29 protein-coding genes and 4 tRNA genes are annotated in these 26,643 nt (G+C 66.3%); 12 read left to right on the top strand and 21 right to left on the bottom strand.

Annotated elements, in window-relative coordinates:
- The first annotated feature begins 188 nt into the window (after nucleotides 1-188).
- From ABLE94_RS01255 to ABLE94_RS01245, 3 genes are all read left to right on the top strand, one after another.
- A complete protein-coding gene (locus ABLE94_RS01255) occupies nucleotides 189-1,748 on the top strand; it encodes an amino acid permease (protein ID WP_348804943.1) in 1,560 nt (519 codons plus the stop codon).
- An 85-nt stretch (nucleotides 1,749-1,833) separates the two neighbouring features.
- Nucleotides 1,834-2,769 (top strand): alpha/beta fold hydrolase, encoded by a 936-nt coding sequence (locus tag ABLE94_RS01250; RefSeq protein WP_348807826.1) that lies wholly within the window; start codon nucleotides 1,834-1,836, stop codon nucleotides 2,767-2,769.
- A gap of 109 nt (nucleotides 2,770-2,878) precedes the next feature.
- Complete coding sequence (locus ABLE94_RS01245) at nucleotides 2,879-3,019, top strand: hypothetical protein (protein WP_348804945.1); 141 nt, start codon at nucleotides 2,879-2,881, stop codon at nucleotides 3,017-3,019.
- Between the two features lie 187 nt (nucleotides 3,020-3,206).
- Here the strand turns inward: ABLE94_RS01245 and rplA are convergent, their stop codons facing one another.
- The 6 genes from rplA to ABLE94_RS01215 form a co-directional block, all read right to left on the bottom strand.
- The gene (gene rplA, locus ABLE94_RS01240; RefSeq protein WP_348804946.1) at nucleotides 3,207-3,923 is read right to left on the bottom strand and encodes a 50S ribosomal protein L1; all 717 of its coding nucleotides are present in this window, start codon (nucleotides 3,921-3,923) and stop codon (nucleotides 3,207-3,209) included.
- A 120-nt stretch (nucleotides 3,924-4,043) separates the two neighbouring features.
- Nucleotides 4,044-4,478: a 50S ribosomal protein L11 gene (gene rplK / locus ABLE94_RS01235; protein WP_240860087.1), complete on the bottom strand. Its 435-nt coding sequence runs from the start codon at nucleotides 4,476-4,478 to the stop codon at nucleotides 4,044-4,046.
- Nucleotides 4,479-4,598: 120 nt separating this feature from the next.
- On the bottom strand, nucleotides 4,599-5,486 hold the full coding sequence (gene nusG, locus ABLE94_RS01230) for a transcription termination/antitermination protein NusG (RefSeq protein ID WP_348807825.1): 888 nt from the start codon (nucleotides 5,484-5,486) through the stop codon (nucleotides 4,599-4,601).
- A 127-nt stretch (nucleotides 5,487-5,613) separates the two neighbouring features.
- On the bottom strand, nucleotides 5,614-6,108 hold the full coding sequence (gene secE / locus ABLE94_RS01225; protein WP_348804948.1) for a preprotein translocase subunit SecE: 495 nt from the start codon (nucleotides 6,106-6,108) through the stop codon (nucleotides 5,614-5,616).
- Between the two features lie 39 nt (nucleotides 6,109-6,147).
- Nucleotides 6,148-6,220 (bottom strand) — tRNA-Trp (locus tag ABLE94_RS01220).
- 238 nt (nucleotides 6,221-6,458) lie between these two features.
- A complete protein-coding gene (locus ABLE94_RS01215) occupies nucleotides 6,459-7,868 on the bottom strand; it encodes an aminotransferase-like domain-containing protein (RefSeq protein ID WP_348807824.1) in 1,410 nt (469 codons plus the stop codon).
- Here ABLE94_RS01215 and ABLE94_RS01210 point away from each other — a divergent pair.
- A complete protein-coding gene (locus ABLE94_RS01210; RefSeq protein ID WP_348807823.1) occupies nucleotides 7,867-8,853 on the top strand; it encodes a DMT family transporter in 987 nt (328 codons plus the stop codon). The genes ABLE94_RS01215 and ABLE94_RS01210 overlap by 2 nt on opposite strands.
- Nucleotides 8,854-9,055: 202 nt before the next feature.
- Here ABLE94_RS01210 and ABLE94_RS01205 read toward each other — a convergent pair whose 3' ends face one another.
- Together ABLE94_RS01205 and ABLE94_RS01200 are read right to left on the bottom strand one after the other, a co-directional pair.
- Entirely contained in the window at nucleotides 9,056-10,099 is a 1,044-nt protein-coding gene (locus tag ABLE94_RS01205) for a hypothetical protein (protein WP_348807822.1), read from the bottom strand.
- Nucleotides 10,100-10,239: 140 nt separating this feature from the next.
- Nucleotides 10,240-10,863 carry a TetR/AcrR family transcriptional regulator gene (locus ABLE94_RS01200; protein ID WP_348804952.1) on the bottom strand — a complete coding sequence of 208 codons (624 nt, stop codon included), beginning with the start codon at nucleotides 10,861-10,863 and terminating at the stop codon, nucleotides 10,240-10,242.
- Nucleotides 10,864-11,036: 173 nt separating this feature from the next.
- Between ABLE94_RS01200 and ABLE94_RS01195 the strand changes: the two genes are divergently transcribed.
- Both ABLE94_RS01195 and ABLE94_RS01190 read left to right on the top strand, forming a co-directional pair.
- Nucleotides 11,037-12,224, top strand: coding sequence for an aromatic ring-hydroxylating oxygenase subunit alpha (locus ABLE94_RS01195; protein ID WP_348804953.1), 1,188 nt, complete (start codon nucleotides 11,037-11,039; stop codon nucleotides 12,222-12,224).
- Between the two features lie 12 nt (nucleotides 12,225-12,236).
- Nucleotides 12,237-13,691, top strand: a complete 1,455-nt coding sequence (locus ABLE94_RS01190) for an NAD-dependent epimerase/dehydratase family protein (RefSeq protein ID WP_348807821.1) — start codon at nucleotides 12,237-12,239, stop codon at nucleotides 13,689-13,691.
- Between the two features lie 184 nt (nucleotides 13,692-13,875).
- On the opposite strand, the gene ABLE94_RS01185 is transcribed toward ABLE94_RS01190, so the two are convergent.
- From ABLE94_RS01185 to ABLE94_RS01165, 5 genes are all read right to left on the bottom strand, one after another.
- The gene (locus ABLE94_RS01185; protein ID WP_348807820.1) at nucleotides 13,876-14,961 is read right to left on the bottom strand and encodes a fused (3R)-hydroxyacyl-ACP dehydratase subunits HadA/HadB; all 1,086 of its coding nucleotides are present in this window, start codon (nucleotides 14,959-14,961) and stop codon (nucleotides 13,876-13,878) included.
- A gap of 183 nt (nucleotides 14,962-15,144) precedes the next feature.
- A complete protein-coding gene (gene rpmG / locus ABLE94_RS01180; protein ID WP_005188102.1) occupies nucleotides 15,145-15,312 on the bottom strand; it encodes a 50S ribosomal protein L33 in 168 nt (55 codons plus the stop codon).
- Nucleotides 15,313-15,396: 84 nt separating this feature from the next.
- Nucleotides 15,397-15,470, bottom strand: a tRNA-Met gene (locus tag ABLE94_RS01175).
- A 40-nt stretch (nucleotides 15,471-15,510) separates the two neighbouring features.
- A tRNA-Thr gene (locus ABLE94_RS01170) sits at nucleotides 15,511-15,583 on the bottom strand.
- A 138-nt stretch (nucleotides 15,584-15,721) separates the two neighbouring features.
- Nucleotides 15,722-15,802: transfer RNA gene (locus ABLE94_RS01165), tRNA-Tyr, on the bottom strand.
- A 201-nt stretch (nucleotides 15,803-16,003) separates the two neighbouring features.
- On the opposite strand from ABLE94_RS01165, the gene ABLE94_RS01160 reads away from it, so the two are divergent.
- Entirely contained in the window at nucleotides 16,004-16,495 is a 492-nt protein-coding gene (locus ABLE94_RS01160) for a YajQ family cyclic di-GMP-binding protein (RefSeq protein ID WP_348804957.1), read from the top strand.
- Between the two features lie 27 nt (nucleotides 16,496-16,522).
- Here ABLE94_RS01160 and ABLE94_RS01155 read toward each other — a convergent pair whose 3' ends face one another.
- From ABLE94_RS01155 to htpX, 3 genes are all read right to left on the bottom strand, one after another.
- Nucleotides 16,523-16,951, bottom strand: coding sequence for a TA system VapC family ribonuclease toxin (locus ABLE94_RS01155; protein WP_348804958.1), 429 nt, complete (start codon nucleotides 16,949-16,951; stop codon nucleotides 16,523-16,525).
- Entirely contained in the window at nucleotides 16,944-17,171 is a 228-nt protein-coding gene (locus tag ABLE94_RS01150) for a hypothetical protein (protein WP_348804959.1), read from the bottom strand. The genes ABLE94_RS01155 and ABLE94_RS01150 overlap by 8 nt, the downstream gene beginning before the upstream one ends.
- 142 nt (nucleotides 17,172-17,313) lie before the next feature.
- Nucleotides 17,314-18,177 (bottom strand): zinc metalloprotease HtpX, encoded by an 864-nt coding sequence (gene htpX / locus ABLE94_RS01145; RefSeq protein ID WP_348807819.1) that lies wholly within the window; start codon nucleotides 18,175-18,177, stop codon nucleotides 17,314-17,316.
- A gap of 122 nt (nucleotides 18,178-18,299) precedes the next feature.
- On the opposite strand from htpX, the gene ABLE94_RS01140 reads away from it, so the two are divergent.
- Nucleotides 18,300-18,794 carry a hypothetical protein gene (locus tag ABLE94_RS01140; RefSeq protein ID WP_348807818.1) on the top strand — a complete coding sequence of 165 codons (495 nt, stop codon included), beginning with the start codon at nucleotides 18,300-18,302 and terminating at the stop codon, nucleotides 18,792-18,794.
- Nucleotides 18,795-18,828: 34 nt separating this feature from the next.
- Here ABLE94_RS01140 and ABLE94_RS01135 read toward each other — a convergent pair whose 3' ends face one another.
- Both ABLE94_RS01135 and ABLE94_RS01130 read right to left on the bottom strand, forming a co-directional pair.
- Complete coding sequence (locus tag ABLE94_RS01135; RefSeq protein ID WP_348804962.1) at nucleotides 18,829-19,239, bottom strand: hypothetical protein; 411 nt, start codon at nucleotides 19,237-19,239, stop codon at nucleotides 18,829-18,831.
- On the bottom strand, nucleotides 19,223-20,236 hold the full coding sequence (locus ABLE94_RS01130) for a polyprenyl synthetase family protein (protein ID WP_348804963.1): 1,014 nt from the start codon (nucleotides 20,234-20,236) through the stop codon (nucleotides 19,223-19,225). Before ABLE94_RS01130 ends, ABLE94_RS01135 begins: the two co-directional genes overlap by 17 nt.
- Before the next feature lie 140 nt (nucleotides 20,237-20,376).
- Here ABLE94_RS01130 and ABLE94_RS01125 point away from each other — a divergent pair, with 140 nt between their 5' ends.
- From ABLE94_RS01125 to ABLE94_RS01110, 4 genes are all read left to right on the top strand, one after another.
- Complete coding sequence (locus tag ABLE94_RS01125) at nucleotides 20,377-21,675, top strand: FAD-dependent monooxygenase (protein ID WP_348807817.1); 1,299 nt, start codon at nucleotides 20,377-20,379, stop codon at nucleotides 21,673-21,675.
- A 123-nt stretch (nucleotides 21,676-21,798) separates the two neighbouring features.
- The gene (locus ABLE94_RS01120; protein WP_348807816.1) at nucleotides 21,799-22,734 is read left to right on the top strand and encodes an oxygenase MpaB family protein; all 936 of its coding nucleotides are present in this window, start codon (nucleotides 21,799-21,801) and stop codon (nucleotides 22,732-22,734) included.
- 212 nt (nucleotides 22,735-22,946) lie between these two features.
- Nucleotides 22,947-23,366, top strand: coding sequence for a hypothetical protein (locus tag ABLE94_RS01115; protein WP_348807815.1), 420 nt, complete (start codon nucleotides 22,947-22,949; stop codon nucleotides 23,364-23,366).
- A gap of 4 nt (nucleotides 23,367-23,370) precedes the next feature.
- Nucleotides 23,371-24,012: a DUF3558 family protein gene (locus tag ABLE94_RS01110; protein WP_348807814.1), complete on the top strand. Its 642-nt coding sequence runs from the start codon at nucleotides 23,371-23,373 to the stop codon at nucleotides 24,010-24,012.
- 100 nt (nucleotides 24,013-24,112) lie between these two features.
- Here ABLE94_RS01110 and ABLE94_RS01105 read toward each other — a convergent pair whose 3' ends face one another.
- The 3 genes from ABLE94_RS01105 to ABLE94_RS01095 all read right to left on the bottom strand — a co-directional run bounded on the left by ABLE94_RS01105 (nucleotide 24,113) and on the right by ABLE94_RS01095 (nucleotide 26,635).
- The gene (locus ABLE94_RS01105; protein ID WP_348804967.1) at nucleotides 24,113-24,808 is read right to left on the bottom strand and encodes a demethylmenaquinone methyltransferase; all 696 of its coding nucleotides are present in this window, start codon (nucleotides 24,806-24,808) and stop codon (nucleotides 24,113-24,115) included.
- A 10-nt stretch (nucleotides 24,809-24,818) separates the two neighbouring features.
- Entirely contained in the window at nucleotides 24,819-25,985 is a 1,167-nt protein-coding gene (locus ABLE94_RS01100) for a glycosyltransferase family 4 protein (protein ID WP_348807895.1), read from the bottom strand.
- Between the two features lie 104 nt (nucleotides 25,986-26,089).
- The gene (locus tag ABLE94_RS01095) at nucleotides 26,090-26,635 is read right to left on the bottom strand and encodes a DUF3592 domain-containing protein (protein WP_348804968.1); all 546 of its coding nucleotides are present in this window, start codon (nucleotides 26,633-26,635) and stop codon (nucleotides 26,090-26,092) included.
- Between the last annotated feature and the right edge of the window lie 8 nt (nucleotides 26,636-26,643).

The raw sequence follows: 26,643 nt of genomic DNA, 5'->3' as shown, positions 1-26,643 counted from the left end.
CACTCCTGCCGGACCACCAAAGGGTTCGAAGCCACAGGCACCTGACAGGAGGGCCGGGACAACCGTGCCGCCGCGACCGCGCATACCCGGCACATCGGACACCACCCAGCACCCGGGGTCAACGCGGTCTATGTTTCGGACAGAGCAGTGTCGCTCGCCGAACCACCGAAGAACGCGAAGGACACGTCATGCCCGAGGGCCACGAACAATACTCCGACGACGAGGCCCACCTCGCCCGCCTCGGCTACACCCAGGAACTCCACCGATCATGGTCGGGCTTCTCCAACTTCGCGATCTCCTTCTCCATCATCTCGATCCTCGCGGGCTGCTTCACCTCGTTCGGGCTCGGCTGGAACAACGGCGGCCCGGCCGCCATCGCCTGGGGCTGGCCGATCGTGTCGATCTTCATCCTGCTCATCGGCCTCTGCATGGCCGAGCTGGTGTCGGCATACCCGACGTCGGGTGGAATCTATTGGTGGGCCTCGAAACTGGGTGGCGCCAAGGCAGGCTTCTACACCGGCTGGCTGAACCTGATCGGCCTCGTCGCCATCCTCGCATCAGTGGCCTACGGCGCAGCCACCTTCCTCGATCTCACCCTCGGCACCTTCAGCCAGTCCTGGCTCGACGGCTACAGCCTGACCCGGGTGTTCATCATCTTCCTGATCATCCTGGCCGTCGCCGCCCTGATCAACATCTTCTCCGGGCACCTGCTGTCGGCGATCAACAACATCTCCGTCTGGTGGCACGTGATCGGTGCTGCCGCAGTCATTCTCATCCTCTTCCTCATCCCCGATCAGCACGCGTCGTTCTCCGACGTGTTCGCCAAGACCATCAACAATTCCGGGATCTTCGGTAGCGAGACCTCCCCCGCCGGGTTCATCCTGTACGTGCTGCCGATCTCGGCGATCCTCACCCAGTACACGATCACCGGCTACGACGCGTCCGCGCATCTCTCCGAGGAGACCAAGGGTGCCGCCGGAGCCGCCGCCAAGGGCATCTGGCGGTCCATCGCCTACTCGGCCATCGGCGGCTGGATTCTGTTGCTGAGTTTCCTTTTCGCCGTACAGGATTCCGACGCCGTATCGGCGTCGGGCGGTGCGGTCGCCACCATCTTCAGCCAGGCACTGAGCTCCAAGTGGGCCGGACTGGTGCTGCTGATCTCGACCGCCGGGCAGTTGTTCTGCACCGCCGCCTGCCAGACCAGCGCGTCGCGAATGATGTTCGCGTTCAGCCGCGATGGCGCCGTTCCCGGCCACAAACTGTGGTCGCAGGTGCGCGCCAACGGCATGCCCGCCAACGCCGTCATGATCACCGCGGCCGTCGCGGCCATCATCACGCTGCCCGCCCTCGTCCCCGTCGACATCAACGGGGCACCCGTGCCGGTGGCCTTCTTCGCGGTCGTCTCGATCGGCGTCGTCGGTCTCTACCTGTGCTTCGCGGTGCCGATCTTCTTCCGTTGGAAGGCCGGTGACGACTTCGAGGCCGGTTCCTGGACTCTGGGTTCCAAGTACAAGTGGATCGCCCCGCTGGCCCTGATCGAGATCGCACTCACCTCGATCATCGCCCTGTTCCCGACCTCCCTCGGCGGCATGCCCTGGGATCCGGGTTTCGCCTGGAAGTACGTCAACTACACCCCGCTGCTCGTCGGCGGCGCATTGATCCTGCTGTACGTGTATTGGCATGTGTCGGTGAAGAAGTGGTTCACCGGACCGATCAAGCAGGTGGAGGCGCAACCCGAGACGGTGTGATGCGTCAACCGCTCCCGGCACCCCGGGCGTCGCTGTTAGCCTTGCCCCAACCGTCGCATCCGCGGCGCGCTGGGAGAGGACAACGATGTCACTTCACGAGGTCGAGTTCACCTCACACAACGGGCGCGACACCATCTTCGGCTGGATCTACGTGCCGGTGCGCCCACCGGTCGGGATCATCCATCTCATCCACGGCCTCGGTGAGCATTCGCGGCGCTACCTGCCGCTGATCACCAAGCTCCTCGACGCCGGCTTCGTGTTGGCCGCCGACGATCACGCCGGCCACGGCAAGACCGCGATGACCACCGGCATCTGGGGCGACGCCGGCGACAACGCCGACGAGGTGGTCCTCGCCGACGAACGCACCCTCGCCGCCCGGGTCCGCGAGCAGTTCCCCGACCTGCCGTATGTCATCTTCGGACACTCGTGGGGTTCGATGATCGCCCGAGGCCTCGTCGCCGGCGGCAGTGACGGCGTCGCCGGCCTCATCCTGTGCGGCATCGCCGCGCAGATGCACGGCATCGAGAGCCTCGTCGACCGCACCGCCCTTGCCGCCGAACCGGATCCGGAATCCCCGGTCGGCGAGGCGTATCTCGGCGCGCTGTTCGACGGTTTCGTCTCCCGCTACGGCGAGAATCCGGGTCCGACCGATTGGGTTGCCCGCAACGCCGACGTCGTCCGCGATCACGCCACCGATCCGTTCAACAATTTCGGCGCCCCGATGTCGGTGCGTTTCATCCGCGGCTTCGTCGACCTCTACGACACCGCCAACGGCGACGGCTTCTACGCCGGCGCTCGCCCCGACCTGCCGGTGCTGATCCTCGCCGGCGACGCCGACCCGGTGACCAACTACGGCGAAGGCGCCTATCACGTCGCCAACCGCCTCATCGGCACCGGCCACCCCGACGTGCGCACCCGTGTCTACACCGGTTTCCGCCACGAGGTGCACAACGAACCCGAGATCCGCGACGACGTCGCCGGCGAGATCATCGCGTTCGCACAGCGATGCGTCGCCGAGTAATTCGTCGCCTACCCCGACCTACCACATATAACCGGGACCGCTCAGCCGACTCACGTCAATAATTGTCGCGAGCAGGCGTATTCATCCCGGTTATATCGGCTCCCGCAGCATGATCGGTGATGCGACGCGCTACGCCGCACAGATGCACGGCATCGAAGCCCTCGTCGACCGCACCCGCCCCCGCCTCTACGACACAGCCAACGGCGCCGGCCTCTACGCCGACGCTCACACCGCCACCAACCAGATATAACCGGGACCGCTCAGCCGACTCACGTCAATAATTGTCGCGAGTAGGCGTATTCATCCCGGTTATATCGGCTTCCCCCAGCATCATCGGCGATGCGATGCGATATGACACCCCCACCAACACCGAAGCCCCCGACCACCATTGGTGATCGGGGGCATCGAAGCTGTTGCGCTACAAGCGACTACGCAGATCAGGCCTGCGGAGCCTCGGCGAAGTTCCGGGTGACCGCCGGGTCGACCGGGATGCCCGGGCCGGTGGTGGTCGAGACGGTGATCTTCTTGATGTAGCGACCCTTGGCAGCCGACGGCTTGGCACGCATGATCTCGTCGAACGCGGCGCCGTAGTTCTCCGCCAGCTTGGTGGCGTCGAACGATGCCTTGCCGATGACGAAGTGCAGGTTGGCTGCCTTGTCGACGCGGAAGTTGATCTTACCGCCCTTGATGTCGTTGACGGCCTTGGTGACATCCGGGGTCACGGTGCCGGTCTTCGGGTTCGGCATCAGGCCACGCGGTCCGAGGACACGCGCGATGCGGCCGACCTTGGCCATCTGATCCGGGGTGGCGATCGCGGCGTCGAAGTCCAGCCAGCCGCCCTGGATCTTCTCGATGAGATCCTCGGCGCCGACCTCGTCGGCTCCGGCGGCGGTGGCCTCGGCGGCCTTGTCGCCGACGGCGAACACGATCACGCGGGCGGTCTTACCGGTCCCGTGGGGCAGATTGACGGTGCCTCGAACCATCTGGTCCGCCTTGCGGGGGTCGACGCCCAGCCGGATCGCAACCTCGACGGTCGCGTCGGTGTTCTTCGACGAGGTGTCCTTGGCCAGCTCAGCAGCCTCCAGCGGGCTGTAGAGCTTGGACTTGTCGACCTTCTCGGCTGCTGCCGTGTAGGCCTTGCTCTTCTTGCTCATTGCTCTGTTCTTTCTCCGTCGTCACGACGGGTGTGTGGTGCGGACCGAGCCGGCCCTCCCACGGGGATTGTTTCCGCTGATCGAGTAGCCCGAGGCGCCAGCCGAGGGCGTATCGAGATCTCAGCCTTCGACGGTGATGCCCATGGACCGAGCAGTACCGGCGATGATCTTCGCGGCCTGGTCGATGTCATTGGCATTGAGGTCTTCGGCCTTGGTCTTGGCGATCTCGCGGACCTGGTCCATCGAGACCTTGCCGACCTTCTTGACGTGCGGCTCGCCGGAGCCCTTCTGCAGGCCTGCGGCCTTGAGGAGGAGCTTCGCGGCCGGCGGGGTCTTCAACTTGAAGTCGAAGGAGCGATCTTCGTACACGAAGATCTCGACCGGCACGACGTTGCCACGCTGCGACTCGGTCGCGGCGTTGTACGCCTTGCAGAACTCCATGATGTTCACGCCGTGCTGACCAAGCGCCGGACCCACGGGCGGGGCCGGGTTGGCGGCGCCTGCCTGGATCTGGAGCTTGATGATCCCGGCGAGCTTCTTCTTCTTGGGAGGCATCTCTAGTTCCTTGTTCTGTTCCTTGCAAATCCACGTCCGCTGGAGGCGTGGAAGTTCTTATGTCGTTCTCCGAACGTTCTGCCCGTTCCCTGAGGTGCGAGCGAAGCGAGCCTCGAAGGGTCAGATCTTCTCGACCTGATTGAACCCGAGCTCGACCGGGGTCTCGCGACCGAAGATCGAGACGAGCACCTTCACCTTGCGCTGCTCGGCGTTGACCTCCGAGATCGACGCGGGCAGCGTGGCGAACGGGCCGTCCATGACGGTGACCGATTCGCCGACCTCGAAGTCGACCTCGATGGTCGAGGTGACCGCAGCGGCTGCCGCCTCGACACTCTCGCCGGCCGACGCCGCCTTGGCCGGAGTCTTCTTGGCCTCGGTGCGCGGCAGCAGGAACTGCAGCACCTCGTTGAGGCTCAACGGCGACGGCTTGGAGGTCATTCCGACGAAGCCGGTGACGCCCGGGGTGTTGCGCACCGCGCCCCACGACTCGTCGTTGAGGTCCATGCGCACCAGGATGTAGCCGGGCAGCACCTTGCGGTTGACCTTCTTGGGCTGGCCGTTCTTGATCTCGGTGACCTCTTCGGTCGGGACCTCGACCTGGAAGATGTAGTCGCCGACGTCGAGGTTCTGCACGCGGGTCTCGAGGTTGGCCTTGACCTTGTTCTCGTAGCCGGCGTAGCTGTGGACGACGTACCACTCGCCCGGCGCGCGACGCAGTTGCTTGCGCAGTTCCTCGGCGGGGTCGACCTCTTCTTCGGGCTCGTCGGCGGGAGCGTCCGCGGCCTCGTCGGCAGCTTCGACGGCGGCCTCGCCACCCTCGACGGCAGCCAGCTCGTCCTCGGCGGCCTCGGCCTGCGCGTCGACGCCCGGCTCGTCGGTCTCGTCGACAGCCTCATCGACGACAGCGTCGTCAACAGCGTCATCGACGACGACGTCGTCAACAGCCTCATCGACGACGACGTCAGCGGCGTCGAACTCAGTCGTTTCGGTGTTGTCCGGGGTGCTCACTGCAGCCCACGCTCCTCTTTCATGTGTTCGGGTCGGCCGTCATCGCTGGGACCTTCCCGGGTCGGCCACTCGGACCGTTCCGGTTGGCACCCTCCGACCGACCGGCGAACTCACCTGTGGTGAGTCGCTAGCCGAACAGCCAGAGGACGCCCTTCGCGAAGGCGAGGTCGATACCGAAGATGAAGGCGGTCATCACGATGACGAAGACCAGGACGACCACGGTGTAGGTGATCATCTCGCGTCGCGTCGGCCAGATGACCTTCTTCAGTTCGGAGACGACCTGCTGCAGAAAGACCCAGATCCGAACGATCGGATTGCGGCTCTCCGCAGGAGACGCCTTCTTCTTGCGTTCCTTGACGGCGACCGCGGTTCCGCCAGCGGAATCGGTGTCGTCGTCGGAGCTGTCGGTGGCAGACGCAGAACGACGACGCCCCGACCGCTTACCCGTCGGCCGGAGATCCTTCTCGGCCTCCGCGTCCTTGGTCAGCGAGGTCTTCTTCTCAGCGCTCGTGTCGTCGGAATCCTCGGCGGCGGCATCGGCCACATCGAGCTCGTCGGCCGCCGTGTCGGCGGTCTCCTCCGCGGCATCCTTGGCGCGGGCGGCTCGATCTCGCTTGCTCACCTTCGAGGTTCCTCTCGTCTACGTATGCCCTCTCCAGGGCAGGGGCGACAGGACTTGAACCTGCAACCTGCGGTTTTGGAGACCGCTGCTCTGCCAGTTGAGCTACGCCCCTTTGTGACGGTCGTCGTCCGGGGAGTAACTCTCCGAGCGTCGATGGTCACCGTCTCGATCCACCCTACGGATCTCCCTCAGCCTTCGACCGGTCACCCCGGTGCGAACGCTTGCCGACAAAACCAACGCGCCACCCTACGGGTAGCGCGCAAGTCAAAGTCAATCGAGACACTTCAGTGTAGAACATCGGCGACGTCGAACCCAAAACGCCCTCGGCGCAGCCCGGCGTGGCCGCCCGCTCACCGGCTCTCGACGAGAATCCGCACCGCCTCGTCGTAGCGTTCTACCCCGGTGGCCCCATAGGTCAGCCGCACGAAGGAGCCGTTTGGTTCGGCCGGGAACCACTCCCCACCCGACGAGATCGCCAGGCCCGCGGCCAGCGCCCGCGCGGCGACGACGTCGGGGTCCGGCACGTCGTCGAGGCCGCGAGCACCCTCGAGCCGCACCCACAGATGCAGCCCACCGCCGGGCGGGGTGACGTCGAATCCGGCCGACCGCAGTGCCCCGACGAGCGCGTCGCGTCGCTCGCCGAGTCCACGCGACAGCGCCTTGACGTGCCGACGCCACGCCGGCCTGCTGACGACGTCGAGCGCCGCGGCCTGCAGGATCGGCGACACGAACAGATCCGAATGCGCCAGGGCCTGCTCGATCCGCAGCCGGGCCGGACCGCGGGCCATCACCGCCGCCACCCGCATGGTCAGCGACATCGACTTGGTCAGCGACCGGATGTACACCACATGTCCGTGGACGTCGGCACTGGCCAGCGGACGTGCGGGCCGATCGATGCCGAAGTCGTGGGCCCAGTCGTCGTCGATCACGAAGGCCCGATGCGCGGCGACGACGTCGAGGATCTCGGCACGCTGGGCGCCGGTCCACTGATCGCCGGTCGGATTGGCGTAATTGGGTTGGGCGTAGAACAGCCGCGCCCCCGACGACGCGAACGCCGCGTCGAGGTCGGTTGCGGTGGGTGCGCCGTCGACGCGTGGCACCGGAACGATCACCAGTCCCGCCTGCCGGGCCGCGCCGATCGCACCCCAGTAGGTGGGTGATTCCATCACGATCGGCTCGCCCGGCGCGGCGAGCGCCCGAAAGCTCGCAGCCAGCGCCGCCTGACCACCGGAGGCGATCATCACCTCGGACTCGTGCCACGCCGATCCACCGTCGGACCCCGCCTCGCTCACCTCGCCGGCGAACCAGGCACGTAGTTCCGGCAGTCCGGCAACGGGCGGTCGGCGGTAGCTCTCCTCCCGACGAGCCGCACGTCCGAGTGCGGCGGCCACCTCGCGCCTCGGTAGCAGTGACGCATCCGGATAGCCCGAATGCATCGCGATGGTGTCGTGCGGCACCTGCCGCAAAGTCGACCCCACCGGCGAGGCACCCGAGCGCCGCGGCCCGAGTGCCGCGGTCTGCCACGCGACATCCGCACCCCGGCCGGCCGCCGGCCGCGCGCGGACAAAGGTGCCCAGACCAGGGCGGGTGTCGACGACGCCGTCGGCGACGAGGATCGCCAGCGCACGCTGCACGGTGACCGGGCCGGCACCGAACTGCGCGGCGATCTCGCGGGTGGAGGGCAGCCGCGTTCCCGGCGTCGCGGAGGCCGCCAGGGAACGCAGGTGACGAACGATCCGGTCACTGCTATCGTCAGACATGAATGTTAATAGTAGCGCTATCGCGCCGTCACGCCCACCGCTTTCCCGCCAGGGTCCGACCACCACCCACGGCCTCGCCTGGGGACTGCTGGGCGTGGTCGCATTCTCGTTCACCCTCCCGTTCACGCGGATAGCCGTCGGTGGCGACGCGGGCGCCGGCCTCGACCCGATCGTCATCGGCTGCGGACGAGCCGTCATCGCCGCAACTCTCGCCGCCGTCGTCCTCCTCGTTCGCCGTGTCCCTGTCCCGTCGCCCGGGCAGTGGTTACGGCTGGTCCCGGTGTCGGTGGGTGTGGTCGCCGGCTTCCCGATCCTGACGTCCCTCGCCATGCGGCAGACCACTGCGGGACATGCGGCCGTCGTCATCGGTCTGCTGCCCGCGGCGACAGCGGTGGTCGCCGTCCTGCTCACCCACGAGCGCCCGACACCGAGGTTCTGGCTCGGTGCGACGTTGGGTGTGATCGCGACCGTCGGGTTCACCGTGGTGGCACACGGATCGCTGGGCGGAGGCGGCGTCAGCGACGTGTACCTGGTGGCGGCGGTCGCGCTCGGCGCACTGGGCTACGCCCAAGGCGGTCGGATGTCCCGCGAGATCGGCTCGTGGCAGACGATCTGCTGGGCCCTGATTCTCGCGTCGCCGGTAATGCTCGCCGCCACAACGGTTGCGCTGGGTACCCGCCCGGTGCATGCGACGCCCGGACAATGGGGTGCGTTCCTGTATCTCGCGGGGATCAGCATGTTCCTCGGCTTCTTCGCCTGGTATCGCGGACTGGCGATCGGCCCGATGACCACGGTCAGTCAGATCCAGCTCGTGCAGCCGGTCCTCAGCGTGATCTGGGCCGTCGTCCTTCTCGGGGAGCAGCTGACCCCGGCGCTCACAGTCGGTGGTTGCGTGGTCATCGGATGTGCGGCCTTCACCGTCCGGTCCCGAGTACGGGATCGAACGACAGGCCCCGGCCCCGCATTCGTGGATCCACGAGGGTGAAGACCGTGATGTTGAGGTAGGGAACCACTCCCAACGCCGGGTGCGACGTCGACAGTTCGGTGTTCCACACCCACCACTTCAGTTGCGGCGGTCGGCGGACGTCGACACCGATTCCGTCCACGTCACGTTCTGGCCGTGGGTAACGGTGGCCTGTTTCGGGATCACCTGCCTGATCGGAGCCATGCTCGTCCCGCGACAGCGCTCAGACGTGCACGGTGAGTAGCACGGTCGCCGCGTGACGGCGGACGAAAACCCATCGCGAGGACAGACCCGCCATCGCTACCCCGACTTCGCCTTCGCCGATCGCGAACATCCTCGACGGTGACAGTTGTGTCGCAAGAACGTGATCGAGATGCGGTCGGCTCGCCAATACCCGTTCGAGCGAGGCGTATTCGAGCCCACCGTTGAGGTGATCGGCGAGGTATCGCCGCGACAGCACCGACAGGACCACCTCGTCGGACATATCTGACATCAGGTCGACAATCTCGCCGAGGCGCCCGAGCCATCCCATCGACGACGCCACCCTCGCGCGGTAGGCCTCGGGTCGGCCGGTGGTGCCCACGACGTCCCGTAGCTGCGCGGCGACATCGTCGGGTATCGCGCTCAACGCGTCGAGGACCGCACACCAGTCCAGGCCGTCCGCCGGCACAACGTCACAGATCCGCGCGGCCACCGCAGCCACCGCAGCCGGTCCGCACTCCATCAGCAGGCCGATGGCATCCGCGCGGATCAGTGGCGAGGACTGCGGCTCGGCGATCGCCCTCATCAGCTCGTCGGTTCGAGCAGCCGGCGACAGTGCCGCCAGCCGGGCGTTCTCCAACCGTCTGGCTGCGATGGCGGGAAACTCCTGCACGAGCCTCTCGGGCGGAACACTCCGCACGATCTGCTCGTCGTCTCCGTTGAGGACCACGATGAGGAAGTCGGGACTGACCGCCTCCATCGCCCGCAGGTAGCGCGCCGCCTCGTGGCTCGCGGTCACCAGTGCGGCGAAGTACCGTTCGACGACCCCTTCCCACCGCCCGCCACCGGAACCGATACTCGCGGTGACCCGACCGGCCCACGCATCGGCGTCACGTCCCGGATCGTGTTGCCACGACCATTCTTCGGGACACCAGTCCGGATGCCTGGCGGGCTCGTCGTCGATGGCAACCGACGGGAACAGGATGAGCATGTCGCGGACGTGGAAGTCGAAGAGGGCAGCGCGCCGCGGTACCCGAGTCGCATTCGAGGAAGTCCACTTCGCCACCGCTGCAACTATTTCGGCGATCGCGAACCGTTCGAACTCAGCCCAATCGACGCGCGGCCGGTCCGGGTGCACAACGGCGACCGAGTGTGCAGGTGTGCCTGAGCCGTTTCCGTCGCGGGGACCCGGCCCGCACACCGGCCTCACCGGCTACATTCCGGGATCGGATTACGTTGCGGTGCTGCGACGCTCGGCGCCACCCAGCGGCGCAGGTACGCCCTGAGGTCGCCACCGTGACGCGGCGGATGCCCGGGGTCGGCGATCAGGGTCTGCAACATCCGGAGCATGTGCTCGACCAGTTCATCCAGGTCGCCGTCGGACCAGCCGGCAGTCGCCCAGTCGACGTCGAACTCGCCGATGATCGACCTACCCAGTGCAATTGCTCCCGGCGAGGTGACCTCTGCGAGGAATCGCGACGACTCCTCCCGCCCAAACAACAGTGCGAATCTCTGGTTGCTGCGCAGCAATTCGAGAGTCACCGCAATGCCCTCGACCACCGCGTCGGCGGGATCGGTCACCCCGTCCATCGCCGCGGAGAGTTCGCGGAGGAACCCGGAGGTACTGCGCTCGGCGGCCGCCTGCAGGATCGCCCCGCTCGAGTCGAAGTAGCGATACACGGTTTGGCGCGTCACTCCCAGTCGGCGCGAGATCTGGAGGATGTTGACCAGTTCCCGCTCGTCCATCATCTCCATCGCTGCCGTCAGGATCCGCTCGACCGCTTCCTCGTCATCGTTCGGCGCGGCGCCGGACCAGCCGTGCGTTCGCATAGGTCACCCTCTCAAGTGGCGTCATCGACAGGCTATGTCACTCAAGCCCCAAAATGACTAGACACTTCCCCGAGACAGTGTATGGTCTACCGCATGGCCGCGATCACATTTGCCGCGCGCCTATTGCGCACCACACCTTCGATACCCATGACAACGAGGAGGTCAGCAGCCCGATGACCACCACATCACCCGAGGGACTCGCCACCGAGCCCACGCCGCTCGGCTGGGACCTCACCCGTCGCGCCCTCGAACTCGCATCGACGCAAACCACCGACATGGCCGCCGACACATTGCGCGTGCCGCTCGACTACTACCGCGACGACTCTCTGACCGACCGCGAAGAATCGACGATCCTGCGTCGGGTGCCGATCCCAGTCCTCGCCAGTGCACAGATCCCCGACAAGTTCGATTACGTCGTCCGCTCGGTGATCGGCGATTCGCTGCTGATCACCCGCTCCCGCTCGGGTACCGCGCACGTGCTGCTGAACTACTGCCGCCACCGCGGTGCGATGCCTGCGTGCGGTTCGGGAAATGCACGCCGGTTCACCTGCCCGTACCACGCGTGGGTCTATGACAACACGGGGCGATTGAAGGGCGTACCGGGCGCTGCGGGATTCGACTCGATGAACCGGGACGACTACGGTCTCGTCGAATTGCCCAGCGAGGAACGCCACGGATTCATCTGGGCGGTGCTGTCGGCCGACGCCACCATCGACCTCGACTCACATCTCGGACCGATGGGAGCTGAACTCGCACAATGGAATTACCAAGATTTCCGCTACCACGACGAGAGGTTACTGACTTCGGACGTCAGCTGGAAGGGTGCGCTCGAGGCGTTCGCCGAGGGATATCATTTCCCGTTCGTGCACGGCAACAGTCTCATCGGCATGAACACCCTCGCCAACACCCATGTCTACGACGAGTTCGGTGACCATCACCGGATCGGTTTCCCGTTCAACTGGATCGGACAGCTCGAGGGCACCGAACCTGCCGACAACTGGGACCCGGTTGCGCAGATGGGCATCATCTACTGGGTCTATCCGAACCTGATCCTCGCCAACAGCCCCGTCGGCGTCGAGGTGATCGACATCCTGCCGGAGAAGTCAGCCACCCGCTGCACGGTGCGCCACAGTTGGATGGCTCGCTACCCGGCGACCACCGACGAGCAACGCGAACTGTACGACGGGATCTTCTCCCAGGTGCATTCCGCCGTCCGTGACGAGGATTTCGCCATGCTCCCCCAATGTGGGGAGGGTGTCCGGCGTGGCCAACACGACCACATGCTGATCGGCCGTAACGAGGTCGGGGTCCAGCACATGGTTCGCGTGATGGCCGACAAACTCGGCATCTCGCTGGGATAGTGGGTTGGGACCATGAAGACGTTGGTCACCGGGGCTTGCGGTCTCGTCGGATCCGCGGTCGTTCGGGAGTTGCTCGATCGCGGGAACAGTGTCACCGCAACAGATCTCGACGTCAAAGACAACCACAGGGTGGTCGCGTCGCTGCAGGTACATGCAGCGACGACCAGCGGTTCGCTCGATGTTCGCTGGTGCGATCTGACCACTGCGTCAGCGTCGTCACAACTGGTCGCCACGACACAGCCAGAGGCAGTGGTCCACCTTGCGGCGCTGATCCCGCCGTTCTGTTATGCGCGTCCGCAGCTGGCGCGGGCGGTCAACGTCGACGCGACACGACACCTCGTCGACGCCTGCTTGGCGAGCCAGGCGTCACCGCGTTTCGCGCTGGCGTCGTCGATCGCGGTTTACGGTTCTCGAAATCCGCACTCGCAGAACGACCTTCTGAACGAGAGCACCCCGCGTCGACCCAATGATCTGTACGGCGGCCACAAATGCGAGGCCGAGGACATCCTGACGGCCTCGGCGCTGGACTGGGTGATTCTGCGCCTCGGCGGGGTGATCTCGGCCGGCCAGACATTCGACCTCAATCCGGATCTGATCGCATTTGCCGCTGCGCTGCCCGGTGACGGCAGACTGCAATCGGTCGCCGTCGGCGACGTCGCCCGGGCATTTGCAAGTGCGTTGACCACCGATCGGTCCCGGGAGGTCTATCTCGTCGGGGGCGATCCCTCACACCGGCTTCGCCAGGAGGAACTCGCCGAACGCACCGCCGCGGCCGTCGGAATGGTCGGCGGGATGCCCCCCGCACGGCCCGGTGACCCCGCACAGGACGCCGAGTGGTTTGCCACCGACTGGATGGACACCACGCGCGCGCAACAGGTGCTCGACTATCAGCGGATCACTTTCGACGAGTCGCTCGCGCAGGCCCGTGCGTATAGCGGACGGCGTCGCCCTCTGTTACGTGTCCTCGCACCGCTGGCCAATCTGGCCCTGCGCCTACGCTCGCCCTATCGGGGATGGCCGGGAAAATACGCCGATCCGTGGGGTGTCGTCGCCGCACGATGGGGAGCCCGGGCCCGGACACACCTGTCCCCGACAGCATTGGGCCCGACAGCACTTCGGTGTCGGTTACCGATCGACCGGAGTAGATGGCTTACCGAAGATCAGTCGGGCGTATCCCTCCGCGATCGACGACTGCTATGCGGCGTTGGAGTGGGTCATTCTCGGCATCCTGGCCGTGCCGCCGCCGAACCCGAATCGGACGCACTCACCGTCCTCAAGACCCGGGCCGAGGAGCTCTCACGCGTGATCATCGAGTGGGCACGCGACCGCGGCGAGATCGGCCCCGGCGACATCCCGTCGAGTGGGCGCTTTTCCGTCGAGTGGGCGCCCTTTCCCGTCGAGTGGGCGCCCTTTCCCGTCGAGTGGGCACGAGCCGCGGCACCGCCCGGACCTGTTGCCCATTTCTAGACATTCTCGAAGTAGAGCCCGACCAGCGACCTGGGCTTTTGCCGAAAATGACTCGGCGCAATGTCTAGAAATGGGCAAGCCCGGAGGCCCGCAACCCCCGGACTCGCTGACGGCGCTCCCGCGGTCGTTGACAGCGCCCTATCCAACGTTGACAGCGCTCACCTCACCGGCGACGGCGCCTACGTCAGTTGAACTGAACAACCGCCTGCGCACGTCCGAAGATCTTGCGGTCGCCCTGCTTGCCGACGATGGCGATGGTGCCGCGCCGGGTGTCGGGGTCCAGCGACTTGATCTTGCCGGTGAAGTCGACGGCCGCACTGTCGTCGGCGGGCACATACACCGGGCTGGTGAAACGCACGTTGTACTCGCAGAACGCGGCCGGATCGCCGATGAATTCGGAGATGAAGCTTGCACCCAGCCCCATCGTCTGCATCCCGTGGGCGACGACGTCCTCCATCCCCGACGCCTTGACCAGGTGATCGGAGAAGTGGATCGGGTTGGGATCGCCGGCCACACCGGCATAGTTGGTGAGGTTGCCGCGGGTCAGCAGGAAACGCTTGGCCGGCAGTTCCTGCCCGACGGTCAGCGTGTCGAAGTCGACGGCCGCGTACGCGCCGGGACGTTCCGTCGGATCGGGCAGCTCGTACCGGCCGGGCTCGGGTTCGACGGTCCGCGCAACCTGCGCCGGCGGCGGAACCTTCATCATCACGTGGTCCAGCGACTCGGCGAGCCGCGGATCGATCTCCATGCCCGGGCGCGCGGCCAGCGACGTGTAGGTGGTCATCACCGGCTCGTCGTGCTGATTCCAGATGACGTTCTTGGTGACCATCAGGTCGATCATCTCCGGGCTGGTGACGTGCCGGAACGAGTCCAGCGACACATCACAGATCAGGCGGTCGCCGACCTTCATCGGACGGTGGTAGATGAGACGCTGATCGGTCTGCATGATCTGCCACAGGTCATAACCGGTGATGACGTCCTCGAAGAGCTTGCGCTGGGCGATGATGCCCAGCACCGACACGTAGGTCGGCGCGGCGACCAGGGTGTCATGCCCCATCTGCTTCGCCTCGGCCTCATCCCAGTGCACCGGGTGGGTGTCCTGCACGGCGAAGGCGTGCTTGCGGACCTCCTCGCGACCGATCTCGTAGTAGTCCTCGACGGTGTAGTTGAAGCCGACCAGCGACTTGGTGTGCTCGGCGATCTCCTCGGGAGAGAGCTTGCCGCCGTCGGTGGTCAACGCCGTCGTCCGTTCCTCGGTGCTCTGTGACATGGGATGTGGGCTCCTTACTCGCCGCTCCCGGTGTGGCTTAGACGATATGGACGACGATGTGGACCGACCGGGCATGGGTCACATCGGGTGGGGCCGCTGAGGCGTCCACAAAGACTTGCGGGCCGCCTCATCGAGGCGGCCCGCAGTCTGTGAAAACTTATGTCGGAATCGCCGACGACGAGGTCAGCGCGATTCTTTGTGTGCCTGGTGCGTGCCGCAGTTCGGGCAGAACTTCTTGATCTCGAGGCGATCGGGATCGTTGCGACGGTTCTTCTTGGTGATGTAGTTGCGGTGCTTGCACACCTCGCAGGCCAAGGTGATCTTGGGCCGCACATCGGTTGAGGAAGCCACGGTTGTCCTTCTTTCACGGGGGTGGTGCGTTGTTGGCGCTCGCGCCCCCGTGTCCCCGGGCCGCCGCGGGCGCTGCGTGTTGTGTAGCGGTGGAGGGACTCGATCCCTCGACCTCACGATTATGAGTCGTGCGCTCTAACCAGCTGAGCTACACCGCCTTGGCGGCCTGAAAACCCGTACGGGCGTCCAAGTCCAGCGAGCCCCCTGACGGAATCGAACCGTCGACCTTTTCCTTACCATGGAAACGCTCTGCCGACTGAGCTAAGGGGGCGTACCCGTTCCGCTCCGTACCAGGTGGTCCGGGGCGGCTCGAGAGCCTTAACGAGATTACACACCGATCCGGCGGCGCACCAAATCGCCTGCGTCCAGGCAATTGGATGGCACGTCGCGGACGACGATCTCCTCGTTGTGGCAGATGCAGGATTCGAACCTGCGTAGCTTTCGCGACGGATTTACAGTCCGCTCCCATTGGCCGCTCGGGCAATCTGCCGTGTGCTGTCTCCGCGACCGTGACGACCGCGTGAACAACGTCGTGAAGAATACAACGAACCCTCCCGGTCAGCGCAAACCAGCAGCTCAGGACGCTTTCCACAGAGGGCCCGGCGACGCCGACGCGCCGGTGTCGGGTCCACATCGGCCCGGTCGGCACAACCGTCAGAGCCCGAGGGTCGGACCCGATAGGCTGACAGGTATGGCTGATTCATCGTTTGACGTGGTGAGCAAGGTCGACCGCCAAGAGGTCGACAACGCACTCAACCAGGCCGCCAAGGAACTCTCGCAGCGCTACGACTTCCGGGGCACCAACACCGGCATCGAGTGGTCCGGCGAGGAGGGCATCGTGCTGACCTCCGACGCCGAGGAGCGCGTACAGGCCGGCCTCGAGGTGTTCAAGGAGAAGCTGATCCGGCGTGACATCTCGCTGAAGGCCTTCGACGCCGGCGAACCCGTCGCGTCGGGCAAGCAGTACAAGATCACCGGCAAGCTCGTGCAGGGCATCGACTCCGAGCACGCCAAGAAGATCTCCAAGAAGATCCGCGACGAGGGCCCCAAGGGCGTCAAGGCGCAGATCCAGGGCGAGGAACTGCGCGTCTCGTCCAAGAAGCGTGACGACCTGCAGGCCGTCATCGCCCTGCTCAAGGGTGAGGACTTCGGCATCGCCCTGCAGTTCGTCAACTACCGGTAACGCCTGCCGCCACGCGTCCTCACTTCATCAGACGAGCGTCAGCACCGCCTGCTGGTCGGACGGCGTGAGAACGCGCGCGATCTTCGCGTCGAAGGTGATCAGGCGACCGGAGTGGCGAGCCGCCAGATTGACCAGGTGCAGATCTGTGACCTGGCGAAATCCTGCGAGACCGCTCAAGTCGACGGCGGCCTGCGCGAGCGACGAGTCGTCGGGCAGGAACACAGCACGTTCATGCTCGCGAATGGAGCGCAGCGTCTCGATCGCGGCCTCGGCCTCGACCGCTCGGCCCATCACGACCTTGTTCAGTGCCATCCGGAGTAGGCCCGCCTCGGTGATCGGCGTCGTCGCAAACCTCGCTACCGACCTGAACCAGTCCTGAGCTGCGTCGTGATGAATGTGGCCGGGGTGCACGAGCGCGACCAAGACATTGACGTCGGGCAGATCGAGGTCACTCATCAAGCATCGCTTGGGCCACCATCTCATCGGTCACAACGTGTCCAGTCGCCGCCGGCAGCAGGACCAGCCCACTCTTGTCGGTCGACGCCGACTGGGTGGTGGACATGCCCGCGATGGCGAGTTCGGAGACCGCCTCACCGATGCTCTTGTTCTGCCCTTCGTTGACTCGCGCTCGGGCAGCCGCAAGTACACGCGGGTCGATATCCAATGTGGTCCTCACGCACTCAGAGTAGTGCATCACTCATCACGCATCACTTACGCGATCCCCAGCCCAAGGCCTGCACGCCCGCCCGGAAACGCAAACAGCGCGATCCGGCTCGACGACGACGATCGCCGTCCCGACGGCCTCACCGACGAGTCGGCTACCTCCCCGAATGCGGGCCTCGCCGCGCCATCTCCTGAAGCCGGGCGATGCGCTCGGCGGTCGGCGGATGTGTAGAGAACATCTTCGCCATCCGGTCGGTGGCCCGGAACGGGCTCTCGATCATCGCGTGACTCTGCGCGACGATGTCGGGCTGCGGCGGCAGCGGCGCCGCCTGGATGCCGCCGGAGATCTTCGCCAACGCCGACGCCAACGCCAACGGGTCGCCGGTCAGTTGGGCTCCCGACTGATCGGCCTGGTACTCCCGCGACCGTGACACGGCCAGCTTCACCAGCGTCGCCGCGATCGGCCCGAGGAAGGTGATCAGCAGCAGCACAAGCGGATTCGCGCCGTTCTCGCGGTTACCGCCGAAGAACAACGCGAAGTTCGCCAGACCGCTGATGATCGCGGCCATCGCACCGGCGATCGAACTGATCAGGATGTCGCGGTTGTAGACATGCGACAGTTCGTGCCCGAGCACCGCGCGCAACTCCCGCTCGTCGAGCAGGCGCAGAATCCCGGCGGTGCAGCACACCGCGGCGTTCTTCGGATTACGGCCCGTCGCAAAGGCATTCGGTGACTCGGTCGGGCTGATGTACAGCGCGGGCATGGGTTGGCGTGCCTGCGTGGCCAATTCGCGCACGATCCGATAGAGCACCGGCGCCTCCACCTCGGTCACCGGCTGTGCGTGCATCGCCTTCAACGACATCTTGGCGCTGTTGAAGTACACGTAGGCGTTGACCGCGACGGCCAGGATCACCGACCCCCACAGCACCGTCGGATTCCGGAACGCAGCACCGATTCCGACGATGATCGCCGACATCAGACCCAGCAGGGCCGCCGTTTTCAATCCGTTGAAATGCATCAAATCCTCGTTCGTTCTGGCCACAACCGATGTGGAGTGTCCAGTCTGTCAAACGATCCAAGGGTCGGTTAGGTTTCCTCGCCGCGTCGAAGGCGGATTTCACTCGCTACACTCGAGCCCCGATGACGCGCACTCCCATCCCGGTGAACCAGGTCACCTTCGAGTTGTCCAGCTGGCCCACCCGAGGTGTCGACGACTCCCCGATCGCCGTCCTGACGCCCCACGTCGATGGCGTCAGCCTGATCGGCATCGTCGCCGATTACGAGCGCAACCTCGGGAACGAGTTCGCCGGCGACTATGCCGGCTTGATCCCGCGACACTTCAACTACGGCGACATGGCCGAGTATCTTCTCGGCCGGACACCAGGCCAGTGGCCCGAACCCCACGTTGCCGCATTGCTCGGGTGCTCGTGCGGGGAGGTTGGGTGCGGCCCCCTGTTCGCCCGGGTCACCATGTCGGAGACCGCCGTGTCCTGGTCTTTCTCTGGTCAACGCCGCGACATCGATCACTCGAAGTTCGGGCCGTTCCTCTTCGACGCCACGCAGTACGAGGAGGCGGCGTACGCGGTGCGCGACCGCCTCGCGGCCTGGCCACCTGCCTACGACGAGATGCCCTGACGCGGTTGATCGATCGTGGCCTCCGCGGCCCGCGTCAGATCGGTATCCACCCCGGCCACCACCCCGGCACGTTGTCCGGCGGGCAGATCGGTGCCGGGTAGTCGCCGCCCGGATTGTGTCGCCAGGCGACGTAGACCCACGCGACGGCCACGGCAAGACCACACGCCAACGCCAACGCGCCTGCCACGCTCCGCCGCGACACCAGCGCATACGACGGCAGCATGGCGACGGCCAGCACGATCAGCAGGAACGGCAGATCGAAGAACAGCAGCCCACCGCTGTTGGCCGCGGCGTTGACGCCGACATCACACGCCGACCACATCGCCGCCAGCAGGTAGACGACGCCCAGCGCCACCGCGGGTCCGGCCACCGCGACGACCGCCCATCCCGCGATCACCCAACTGGGCCGCGGCCGGGGACCGCCGACCTCAGCCGGTGCGTTCAATCGTGTAGTCCACCAGCGAACTCAACGCCCGATGCGCCGGCCCGGTCGGCAGTTGCGCCAGTTCGGCATTCGCCTCGTCGGCGTAGGCGCGCAGCTTGTCCTTGGCCGCCACCATCCCACCAGATGCGTTGAGCAGATCCAGTGCCTCGGCCACCTCGGCGTCGTCGGTCAGCGGCCGGGCCGCACCGTCGACGAGGAGCAGTTCCCGCAATCGATCCGAGGCCGCGTCGTCGCCCTGCAGGGCATACAGCACCGGCAGGGTGTGCACCCCCTCACGCAGGTCGGTGCCCGGGGTCTTACCGGAATCTGTTGTGACAGAGCTGATGTCGATGATGTCGTCGGAGACCTGGAACGCCGTTCCGATGATGTCACCGATGCGGGAGAGGCGTTCGATGTCCTCCGACGTCGCATCCGCGGCCATCGCACCGAATCGTGCCGCCGCCGCGATCAGCGACCCGGTCTTCTCCCACACCACCTTCAGGTAGTGATCGATCGGGTCCACGCCCTCACCCGCGCCGACGGTCTCACGCATCTGACCGGTGACCAGCTCGGCGAAGGTCTCGGCGATGATCCGCACCGCGTCCGGGCCCAGCGTCGACACCAGCCGCGACGCCCGCGCGAACAGGAAATCGCCGGAGAGGATCGCGATGCTGTTGGTCCAGCGGGCGTTGGCGCTCTGCGCGCCGCGCCGCATCGGTGCCTCGTCCATCACGTCGTCGTGATAGAGCGTGGCGAGGTGGATCATCTCGACGACGGTGGCCGAGGTGATCACCTCGTCGGCATCCGGACGCGCCCCGAACTGCGCGGCGAGGATCGCGAACATGGGCCGGAAGCGTTTGCCGCCGGCGCGGGCGAGGTGCGTCGCCGCCTCGGTCATCACGTCATCGCCGGAGGCCAGCTCGGACAGCAGCAGGTCCTCGACCCGCGCCAGCGACGACCGCACGGTCTCGGCGAACTCGTCGGACCCCAGGTCCACGCCGGTGAATGTCGACTTCACGTGCTGCGCCACTCCATCTCGAGAAGGTGCCGGGACGGCCCGCACCACCGCGCAGGCCGCACTGTCTGCCGCCAGCCTATCCGTAGCCACCGACGACGCCCGACACACGTCACCGCGGCGCGCGCCGACATACTGGTCGGGTGAGCACCGCGCAGCCGCCGACCGACCGTCCCGACACCGCCGACGTGCTCGTCGTCGGCGCCGGCCCGGCAGGCTCGGCCGCGGCCGCGCACGCCGCGGCGGCCGGTTTCGACGTGGTGCTCGCCGACGCGGCGGTGTTCCCGCGCGACAAGACCTGCGGCGACGGCCTCACCCCACGCGCGGTCGCCGAGATGGCCACCCTCGGACTCGACGGACTGCTCGCCGACCGCCCCCGCCTCAACGGCCTGGAACTGCACGGCTGGGGTCGGGCCGTGTACGTGCCGTGGCCGTCCGGGCGCTTCCCCGGCTACGGCAGTGCGGTGGCGCGACTCGAACTCGACGACGCGATCCGGGAGCTCGCCGTGGCCCGTGGCGCGCGGATGGTCTCCGGCGCCAAGGCCGTCGACGTGGAGATGGACGGTGATCGCCTCAGTGCGGTCGCCTTCGCCACCGCCGACGGCCCGCACACCATCCGGGCGCGGGAGGTGATCGTCGCCGACGGCGTGCGTTCCGGCCTCGGCAAACTCCTCGGCCGGCAGTGGCACCGCGACACCGCCTACGGCGTCGCCGCCCGCGCGTACGTCCCGTCGACGCGCGCCGACGCCACGCTGATGGGTTCGCACCTGGAGTTGCGTGGACCCGACGACACCCTGCTGCCCGGCTACGGCTGGGTGTTCCCCCTCGGCGCGGTCGACTCCGGCCCGATGACCGCGGTTGCCCGGCCAAAGGGTCACGGCCTGCTCAACATCGGCGTCGGAGCGTTGGCGACGTCAAAACGACCGGCGCACATGGCACTTCGGCCGGTGCTCGAGCATTACGCGCGGATGGTCGGCGACGAGTGGCAGATCGCCGGCGACCCCGTCCGGATCGCGTCGGCACTGCTGCCGATGGGCGGTGCGGTCAGTGGGGTGGCGGGTCGCAACTGGATGCTCATCGGCGACGCCGCGGCGTGCGTGAACCCGCTCAACGGCGAGGGCATCGACTACGGCCTCGAGACCGCGCGGTTGGCCGTCGCCCGACTCGGCGCCGGCGATCACACCGACGCCTGGCACGCGACCCTCGTCGAGCATTACGGGCTCGCGTTCTCCGCCGCCCGACGCCTCGCCGGACTGCTCACCATGCCGCAGACCGTGCCCATTCTCGGGCGCCCCGGCATCCGCTCCCAGCGACTGATGTCGCTGGTCGTGCGCGTGATGGGCAACCTGATCACGCCCGAGGACACCGACCTCGTCGCCCGCGCGTGGCGGTCGGCGGGACGGGTGTCCACGAAGGTCGACGACGTGCCGCCGTTCGCCTGACCGCGTCCTCATCGTCCGACCTCCCCCACCCTCCGGACAGGTAGGGCCCTTCGACCCAAGCGCGAAGACACATATTTGATAATATGTTTCAAACACGTCAGCCGAAGTCATCGAGGGAGTACCGTGCCGACCGCATCATCCGTCGCATCCGCGATCGCGGATCGCATCAGCGACCGCCGCGCCGAGCGTTACCGCCTGCGCAACGACCTGGCGGCCACCGATCCCGCCGGCGACCCCGAGGCGTATGCCCGCGCACTGGGCACCCTGGAGTATCCGTGGGGTATCACGATGGCGCTGAGCTTCGCCCTCTTCCGCACCTACGCGGTCCCCTCCATCGGCGATCTACTGTGCGACACAGGCGAATTCACCGAACGCACCCAGAAACGCTACGACGACACCGTGCTGCTGCTCGACACCCCCGTCGAGTTCGGATTCGCAGACCCCAAGGGCCGCTCCGCGATTCGCCGCATCAACCAGATGCACAGCATGTACGACATCTCCAACGACGACATGCTCTACGTCCTGGCCACCTTCGTCGTCTGCCCGGTCCGCTGGGTCGCCGACTACGAATGGCGGCCGTTGCGCCGCAACGAGATCGACGGCCTCACCGAGTACTACCGCAAACTCGGCAACCACATGGCCATCAAGAACATCCCGGCCACCTACGAGGAGTTCGAGAAGTTCCTCGACGACTACGAACTCGCCCACTTCGCCTACTCCGCCGACTCCCGCAGGGTCGCCGACTCCACCCTCGACCTCCTCGCAACCTTCATGCCGTTCCGCCTGCTCCCCGCATGGTTGGTGCGCCGCCTGTCCTTCGCCCTGATGGACGACCGCCTCCTCGAGGCCTTCCGCTACCCCAAGCCGACCGCCGTCGAACGCGTCCTCGCCCGCACCGGCCTCAAGGCCCGAGGCCTGGCCATCCGGTTCGCCGCGCGTCCGCGCACCACCCCGCAATACGGCCGCGACATGCAGCAGATCCGTTGCTATCCCAAGGGATACGACGTCGATCAGCTCGGCACCTTCTCCCCCGGCTGCCCCGTCCGTCACGCCGGCTGAGCAGTATCCGCAAGAACGTGGGCCCTGTTGGACGTCGTGGGTGGTAGCGCACCCACGTTCTCCACAAGCCCCACCCTTCGCATGGCCACCACACGACGAACGCCGCCCATCCACAAGTGGTGCGGTTACCCCGCCCGATCTGCGAACTTCTGCTTAGAATGCGTGGACGCCGTGGATCTGGCCGCCACGGGAGTGGCCAGAAGGGGGAGAACATGACGGACTTCTTCGTACTACCAGGCACGCGAGTGCCCCTCGAGGGCTCCGACATGCCCAGCTATCGCCCCGGCGACGACGGTCAGATCGGGCTGGGCTCTTCTCCCGGCGGAGACGGTAGCGTCGTTCAAGTCGTCGACGCCGAGTGGGGACGCCGCGCTGCCGTGGCCAGGGGGTTGGCGGGGGAGTTGGCTGCAGTGGCGGACAGCCTCTCGCAGGTCAATTCCGGGAATCACTACGGCGCGGTTCCTGAAGGTCAGACCATGTTCGACGGTGTCGGCGCGTTTATTGGACTACTGAACTACAACATTCGTCGCCACGTTTCATTGCTCAACGACGTGGCAGCCCAATGCGTAGCCGCAAACGCCGAACTCCACTCTGCCGACAGCCAGGGCGGAGAAGGACTCTTACAGGCCTAAGCACTTGTCGAGCCTCCGACGGACGATCGCTGTTTTCACCGCGTCACTTTGCGCAACGATTGCAGGCTGCGCAATCTCTTCCCCACAGGCGCCTGAACCCGAGCAGGCAACAAGTCCACTGTCATCCCAAGCCACAACTACCCGACAAACTGACGAGGCCGGGCGCCCCCTCCCGTTCGAGACCGAATTCACCGAACGCTGGAGCAACCTCAATGACGGTTCAGCGTACGAGCCGTGCACCGCGCTCGACGCCAATGATGCGGCGGGGCTGGGCCTTGATCCTGATTCCGTCAGGGACGTCGCGCTAGCCAACTACCAAACAGCCCGAGGATGCGGCTGGCACTTCGCTGACGCAAACACCTCCACCCTCTCCCAAGGTGTAGGTAACGAGCTGCCCCTGCCGCAGTACAAGAAGAAGTACGCCGTCAACATCAACTGGCTCTACGACACCGCCATCAATGGACGGACCGTGGCCGTGGGTGAGCCGAAGGGCTTGCAGTCTCACTCTTGTCTCACAGCCGTCCAGTCCGGCAGCGCAATCGTAACCACGAGCGTCATCATCAGCGTCAACCCGCCCCCCACCCCCGAAATCTGCTCCAAGGCAATCGCTTTCACGCGTGCGACGATCGACAAGATGCCACCATGACCCAGACCCAGCCCCCCACCCCGGCCAAACCTGGGTCCTCCACGAGAACCTGGATGCTGTAGCACCCAAATTCTCCAACACCACCCAACTTTGGTGACAGCTACACCCGAATCCCCGAATGAATGGCCGCGATCCCACCGGTCATGTTCTGCCAGCGAACGTTGGTGAAGCCGGCGTCGCGGATCAGGTCACCGAGGCCGAATTGATCGGGCCAGGCCCGAATCGATTCTGCGAGATACACATACGCGGCCGGGTTGCTCGACACCTTGGTCGCCACCGCCGGCAGCGCCTTCATCAGATACTCCATGTACACGGTCCGGAACGGCCGGAACGTCGGCGTCGAGAACTCGCAGATCACCAGTCGCCCACCAGGTTTCAACACACGGCTCAGCTCACCCAGTGCAGTAGGCACGTCGTGGACGTTGCGTAAGCCAAAGGAGATCGTCGCCGCGTCAAACGACTCGTCGGCGAACGGCAACTGCATCGCGTCGGCGGCCACCTTGGGCACATCCCGGTCGGCCCCCGCCTTGAGCATGCCGAGCGAGAAATCCGCGGCCACACACTTCGCGCCCGACGTCGCCAACTCGACCGTGGACACCGCGGTGCCGGCCGCGAGGTCGAGCACCACGTCGTCTGGTGTCAACGCCAACGCCTTGCGGGTCGCCTTGCGCCAGCGTCGATCCTGCGCAAACGACAGCACGGTGTTGGTGATGTCGTAGCGTTTCGCGACGCCGTCGAACATCGCCGCGACCTCGGCCGGATCCTTGTCCAGACTCGCACGATCGGTGGTAGCCATGGCGACCACGCTACCCGGCCAGCCGCTGCCCCTCCGACGCGATCCCACCACGCCCATCCCGCTCGGCGATCACCGCCCGATAATGCCCCACCAACTCCTCGCACAGCGCCGGCCACGTCCGCGCCCGGACCGCCGACAACCCGGCCCGACCCATCGCCGCCCGCTGCACCGGATCACGCAACGCCTCGACCGCCTCGCCGACCCGATCGGCATACGTCCGCGGATCCAGCAGGAATCCCGTCGACATCGGCGTCACCAGATCCCGCGGCCCACCGGCATCCGGCCCGATCACCGGCAACCCGCTGGCCATCGCCTCCTGAATGGCCTGGCAGAACGTCTCATGCTCGCCGGGATGGGCGAAGACATCCAGCGACGCATACGCCCGCGCCAACTCCTCGCCGCGCAGCTCGCCGGTGAACACCGCATTCGGGCACATCCGCGACAACCGCGCCCGCTCCGGCCCGTCGCCGACGATCACCAACCGGATCGAATCATCGGCATCCAACCCGGCCAGCCGCTCCACATGCTTCTCCGGCGCCAACCGCCCGACAAACCCGACCACCAGCCGGCCATCCACATCCCACGACGCCCGCAACACCTCATCGCGTCGCGACGGCGAGAACTGTGCCGTATCAACCCCCCGCGCCCACCGATGCAATCGCGGAATACCATGTGCGGCAAGATCATCCATCGTCGACGTCGACGGTGCCAGGGTACGGTCACACGCCATGTGCACCCGCTTGGTGTAGCGCCACGCGGCCTTGCCCGCCATCTGCATCCGATACGCCTGCGTGAACCCCGCGACGTCGGTCTGAAACACCGCCACCGACGGCACCTGCAGCCACTTCGCCGCCACCGCACCCGCCCCGCCGACCACGAACGGCGACGCCAGATGCACCACATCCGGCCCCACGTCACGCAACGTCCGGTACAACGCCGGCGTCGGCACCCCGACCGGCAACGACGTCACACCGGGAAAATTCATCGACGGCACCGTGTGCACCGGCGTCCGACGCCCCACCAATCGCGGCGCCCGCCGCCCCTCACGCTCCGAATCCGGAGCGATGACGACCGCGCAATGGCCGGTCCGCTCCAGATGGTCGACCACCCGCAGCACCGAGTTGACCACCCCGTTGACCTGCGGGAGAAAACTCTCCGTCACAATCGCAACGCGCATGGCGCCATCGTCACCGTCGCCGATGACCCGCGAGAAGGCGCGACGTGACATGCACGCGAACTCCCCGCAAAATCTCCGACAGACCGACCTCTAGGTGGACTTCCTCACGCCTGCACCGAAACCCGCTCACCGGAAGGGCCGGAACCATCCGATCCGGCATCATCCGACGCAACCTCGTCCGGCCCGCCATCACCACGCTCGGCATCGCCACGCTCGGCCCCACCACGCCGACGCCGCCATTGCCGGTTCACCTCGGCGATCAGCAACATCAACGCGATGACGACGAGCCACGCCACCGCCGCCACCGACGCGGCCGGGATGATCGACAACGCCGCCGTCCGCCCGGCAGGTCTCGCCAGGTCGGGATTGGTGGTGTCGTATTCGACGCTGATCCGCTGCCCGGTACCGAGTTCGGTCGGATACAGCAGGCCCAGCCGCGGACTGTAGATCTGCCCGTCCGGGGTCTGGAAATACGCCACCGCATGCAGCCGGTCCGCCGACACGATGTCGGCCATCACGGTGCCCTTGTTGCGGTCGATGGCGGCGTCATTGCGGTAGGCGGCCACCACGATCGCCCCGGCCATCACCGTCACGATCAACCCGAGCACCAGCAGCGTCTTCTGTACGCGCCGCAGGATCGTCGGATTCATGACAGACA

The organism is Gordonia sp. VNK1, assembly GCF_040049135.1.
GTDB classification, from domain to species: Bacteria; Actinomycetota; Actinomycetes; order Mycobacteriales; family Mycobacteriaceae; genus Gordonia; species Gordonia oleivorans.
Note: the sequence above shows the minus strand (reverse complement) of the source record. Positions and strands in the feature narration are given on the sequence as shown.

Excerpts from the sequence above, each read along its gene's own strand:
- ABLE94_RS01140 (WP_348807818.1), top strand. The coding sequence starts at position 18,300 with ATGACGCGCACTCCCATCCCGGTGAACCAGGTCACCTTCGAGTTGTCC.
- rplA (WP_348804946.1), bottom strand. The coding sequence starts at position 3,923 with ATGAGCAAGAAGAGCAAGGCCTACACGGCAGCAGCCGAGAAGGTCGAC.
- ABLE94_RS01250 (WP_348807826.1), top strand. The coding sequence starts at position 1,834 with ATGTCACTTCACGAGGTCGAGTTCACCTCACACAACGGGCGCGACACC.
- ABLE94_RS01255 (WP_348804943.1), top strand. The coding sequence starts at position 189 with ATGCCCGAGGGCCACGAACAATACTCCGACGACGAGGCCCACCTCGCC.
- ABLE94_RS01185 (WP_348807820.1), bottom strand. The coding sequence starts at position 14,961 with ATGTCACAGAGCACCGAGGAACGGACGACGGCGTTGACCACCGACGGC.
- ABLE94_RS01190 (WP_348807821.1), top strand. The coding sequence starts at position 12,237 with ATGAAGACGTTGGTCACCGGGGCTTGCGGTCTCGTCGGATCCGCGGTC.
- ABLE94_RS01245 (WP_348804945.1), top strand. The coding sequence starts at position 2,879 with ATGATCGGTGATGCGACGCGCTACGCCGCACAGATGCACGGCATCGAA.
- ABLE94_RS01200 (WP_348804952.1), bottom strand. The coding sequence starts at position 10,863 with ATGCGAACGCACGGCTGGTCCGGCGCCGCGCCGAACGATGACGAGGAA.
- ABLE94_RS01095 (WP_348804968.1), bottom strand. The coding sequence starts at position 26,635 with ATGAATCCGACGATCCTGCGGCGCGTACAGAAGACGCTGCTGGTGCTC.
- htpX (WP_348807819.1), bottom strand. The coding sequence starts at position 18,177 with ATGCATTTCAACGGATTGAAAACGGCGGCCCTGCTGGGTCTGATGTCG.
- ABLE94_RS01155 (WP_348804958.1), bottom strand. The coding sequence starts at position 16,951 with ATGAGTGACCTCGATCTGCCCGACGTCAATGTCTTGGTCGCGCTCGTG.
- ABLE94_RS01115 (WP_348807815.1), top strand. The coding sequence starts at position 22,947 with ATGACGGACTTCTTCGTACTACCAGGCACGCGAGTGCCCCTCGAGGGC.
- rplK (WP_240860087.1), bottom strand. The coding sequence starts at position 4,478 with ATGCCTCCCAAGAAGAAGAAGCTCGCCGGGATCATCAAGCTCCAGATC.
- ABLE94_RS01105 (WP_348804967.1), bottom strand. The coding sequence starts at position 24,808 with ATGGCTACCACCGATCGTGCGAGTCTGGACAAGGATCCGGCCGAGGTC.
- ABLE94_RS01160 (WP_348804957.1), top strand. The coding sequence starts at position 16,004 with ATGGCTGATTCATCGTTTGACGTGGTGAGCAAGGTCGACCGCCAAGAG.
- ABLE94_RS01100 (WP_348807895.1), bottom strand. The coding sequence starts at position 25,985 with ATGCGCGTTGCGATTGTGACGGAGAGTTTTCTCCCGCAGGTCAACGGG.
- ABLE94_RS01195 (WP_348804953.1), top strand. The coding sequence starts at position 11,037 with ATGACCACCACATCACCCGAGGGACTCGCCACCGAGCCCACGCCGCTC.
- ABLE94_RS01215 (WP_348807824.1), bottom strand. The coding sequence starts at position 7,868 with ATGTCTGACGATAGCAGTGACCGGATCGTTCGTCACCTGCGTTCCCTG.
- ABLE94_RS01210 (WP_348807823.1), top strand. The coding sequence starts at position 7,867 with ATGAATGTTAATAGTAGCGCTATCGCGCCGTCACGCCCACCGCTTTCC.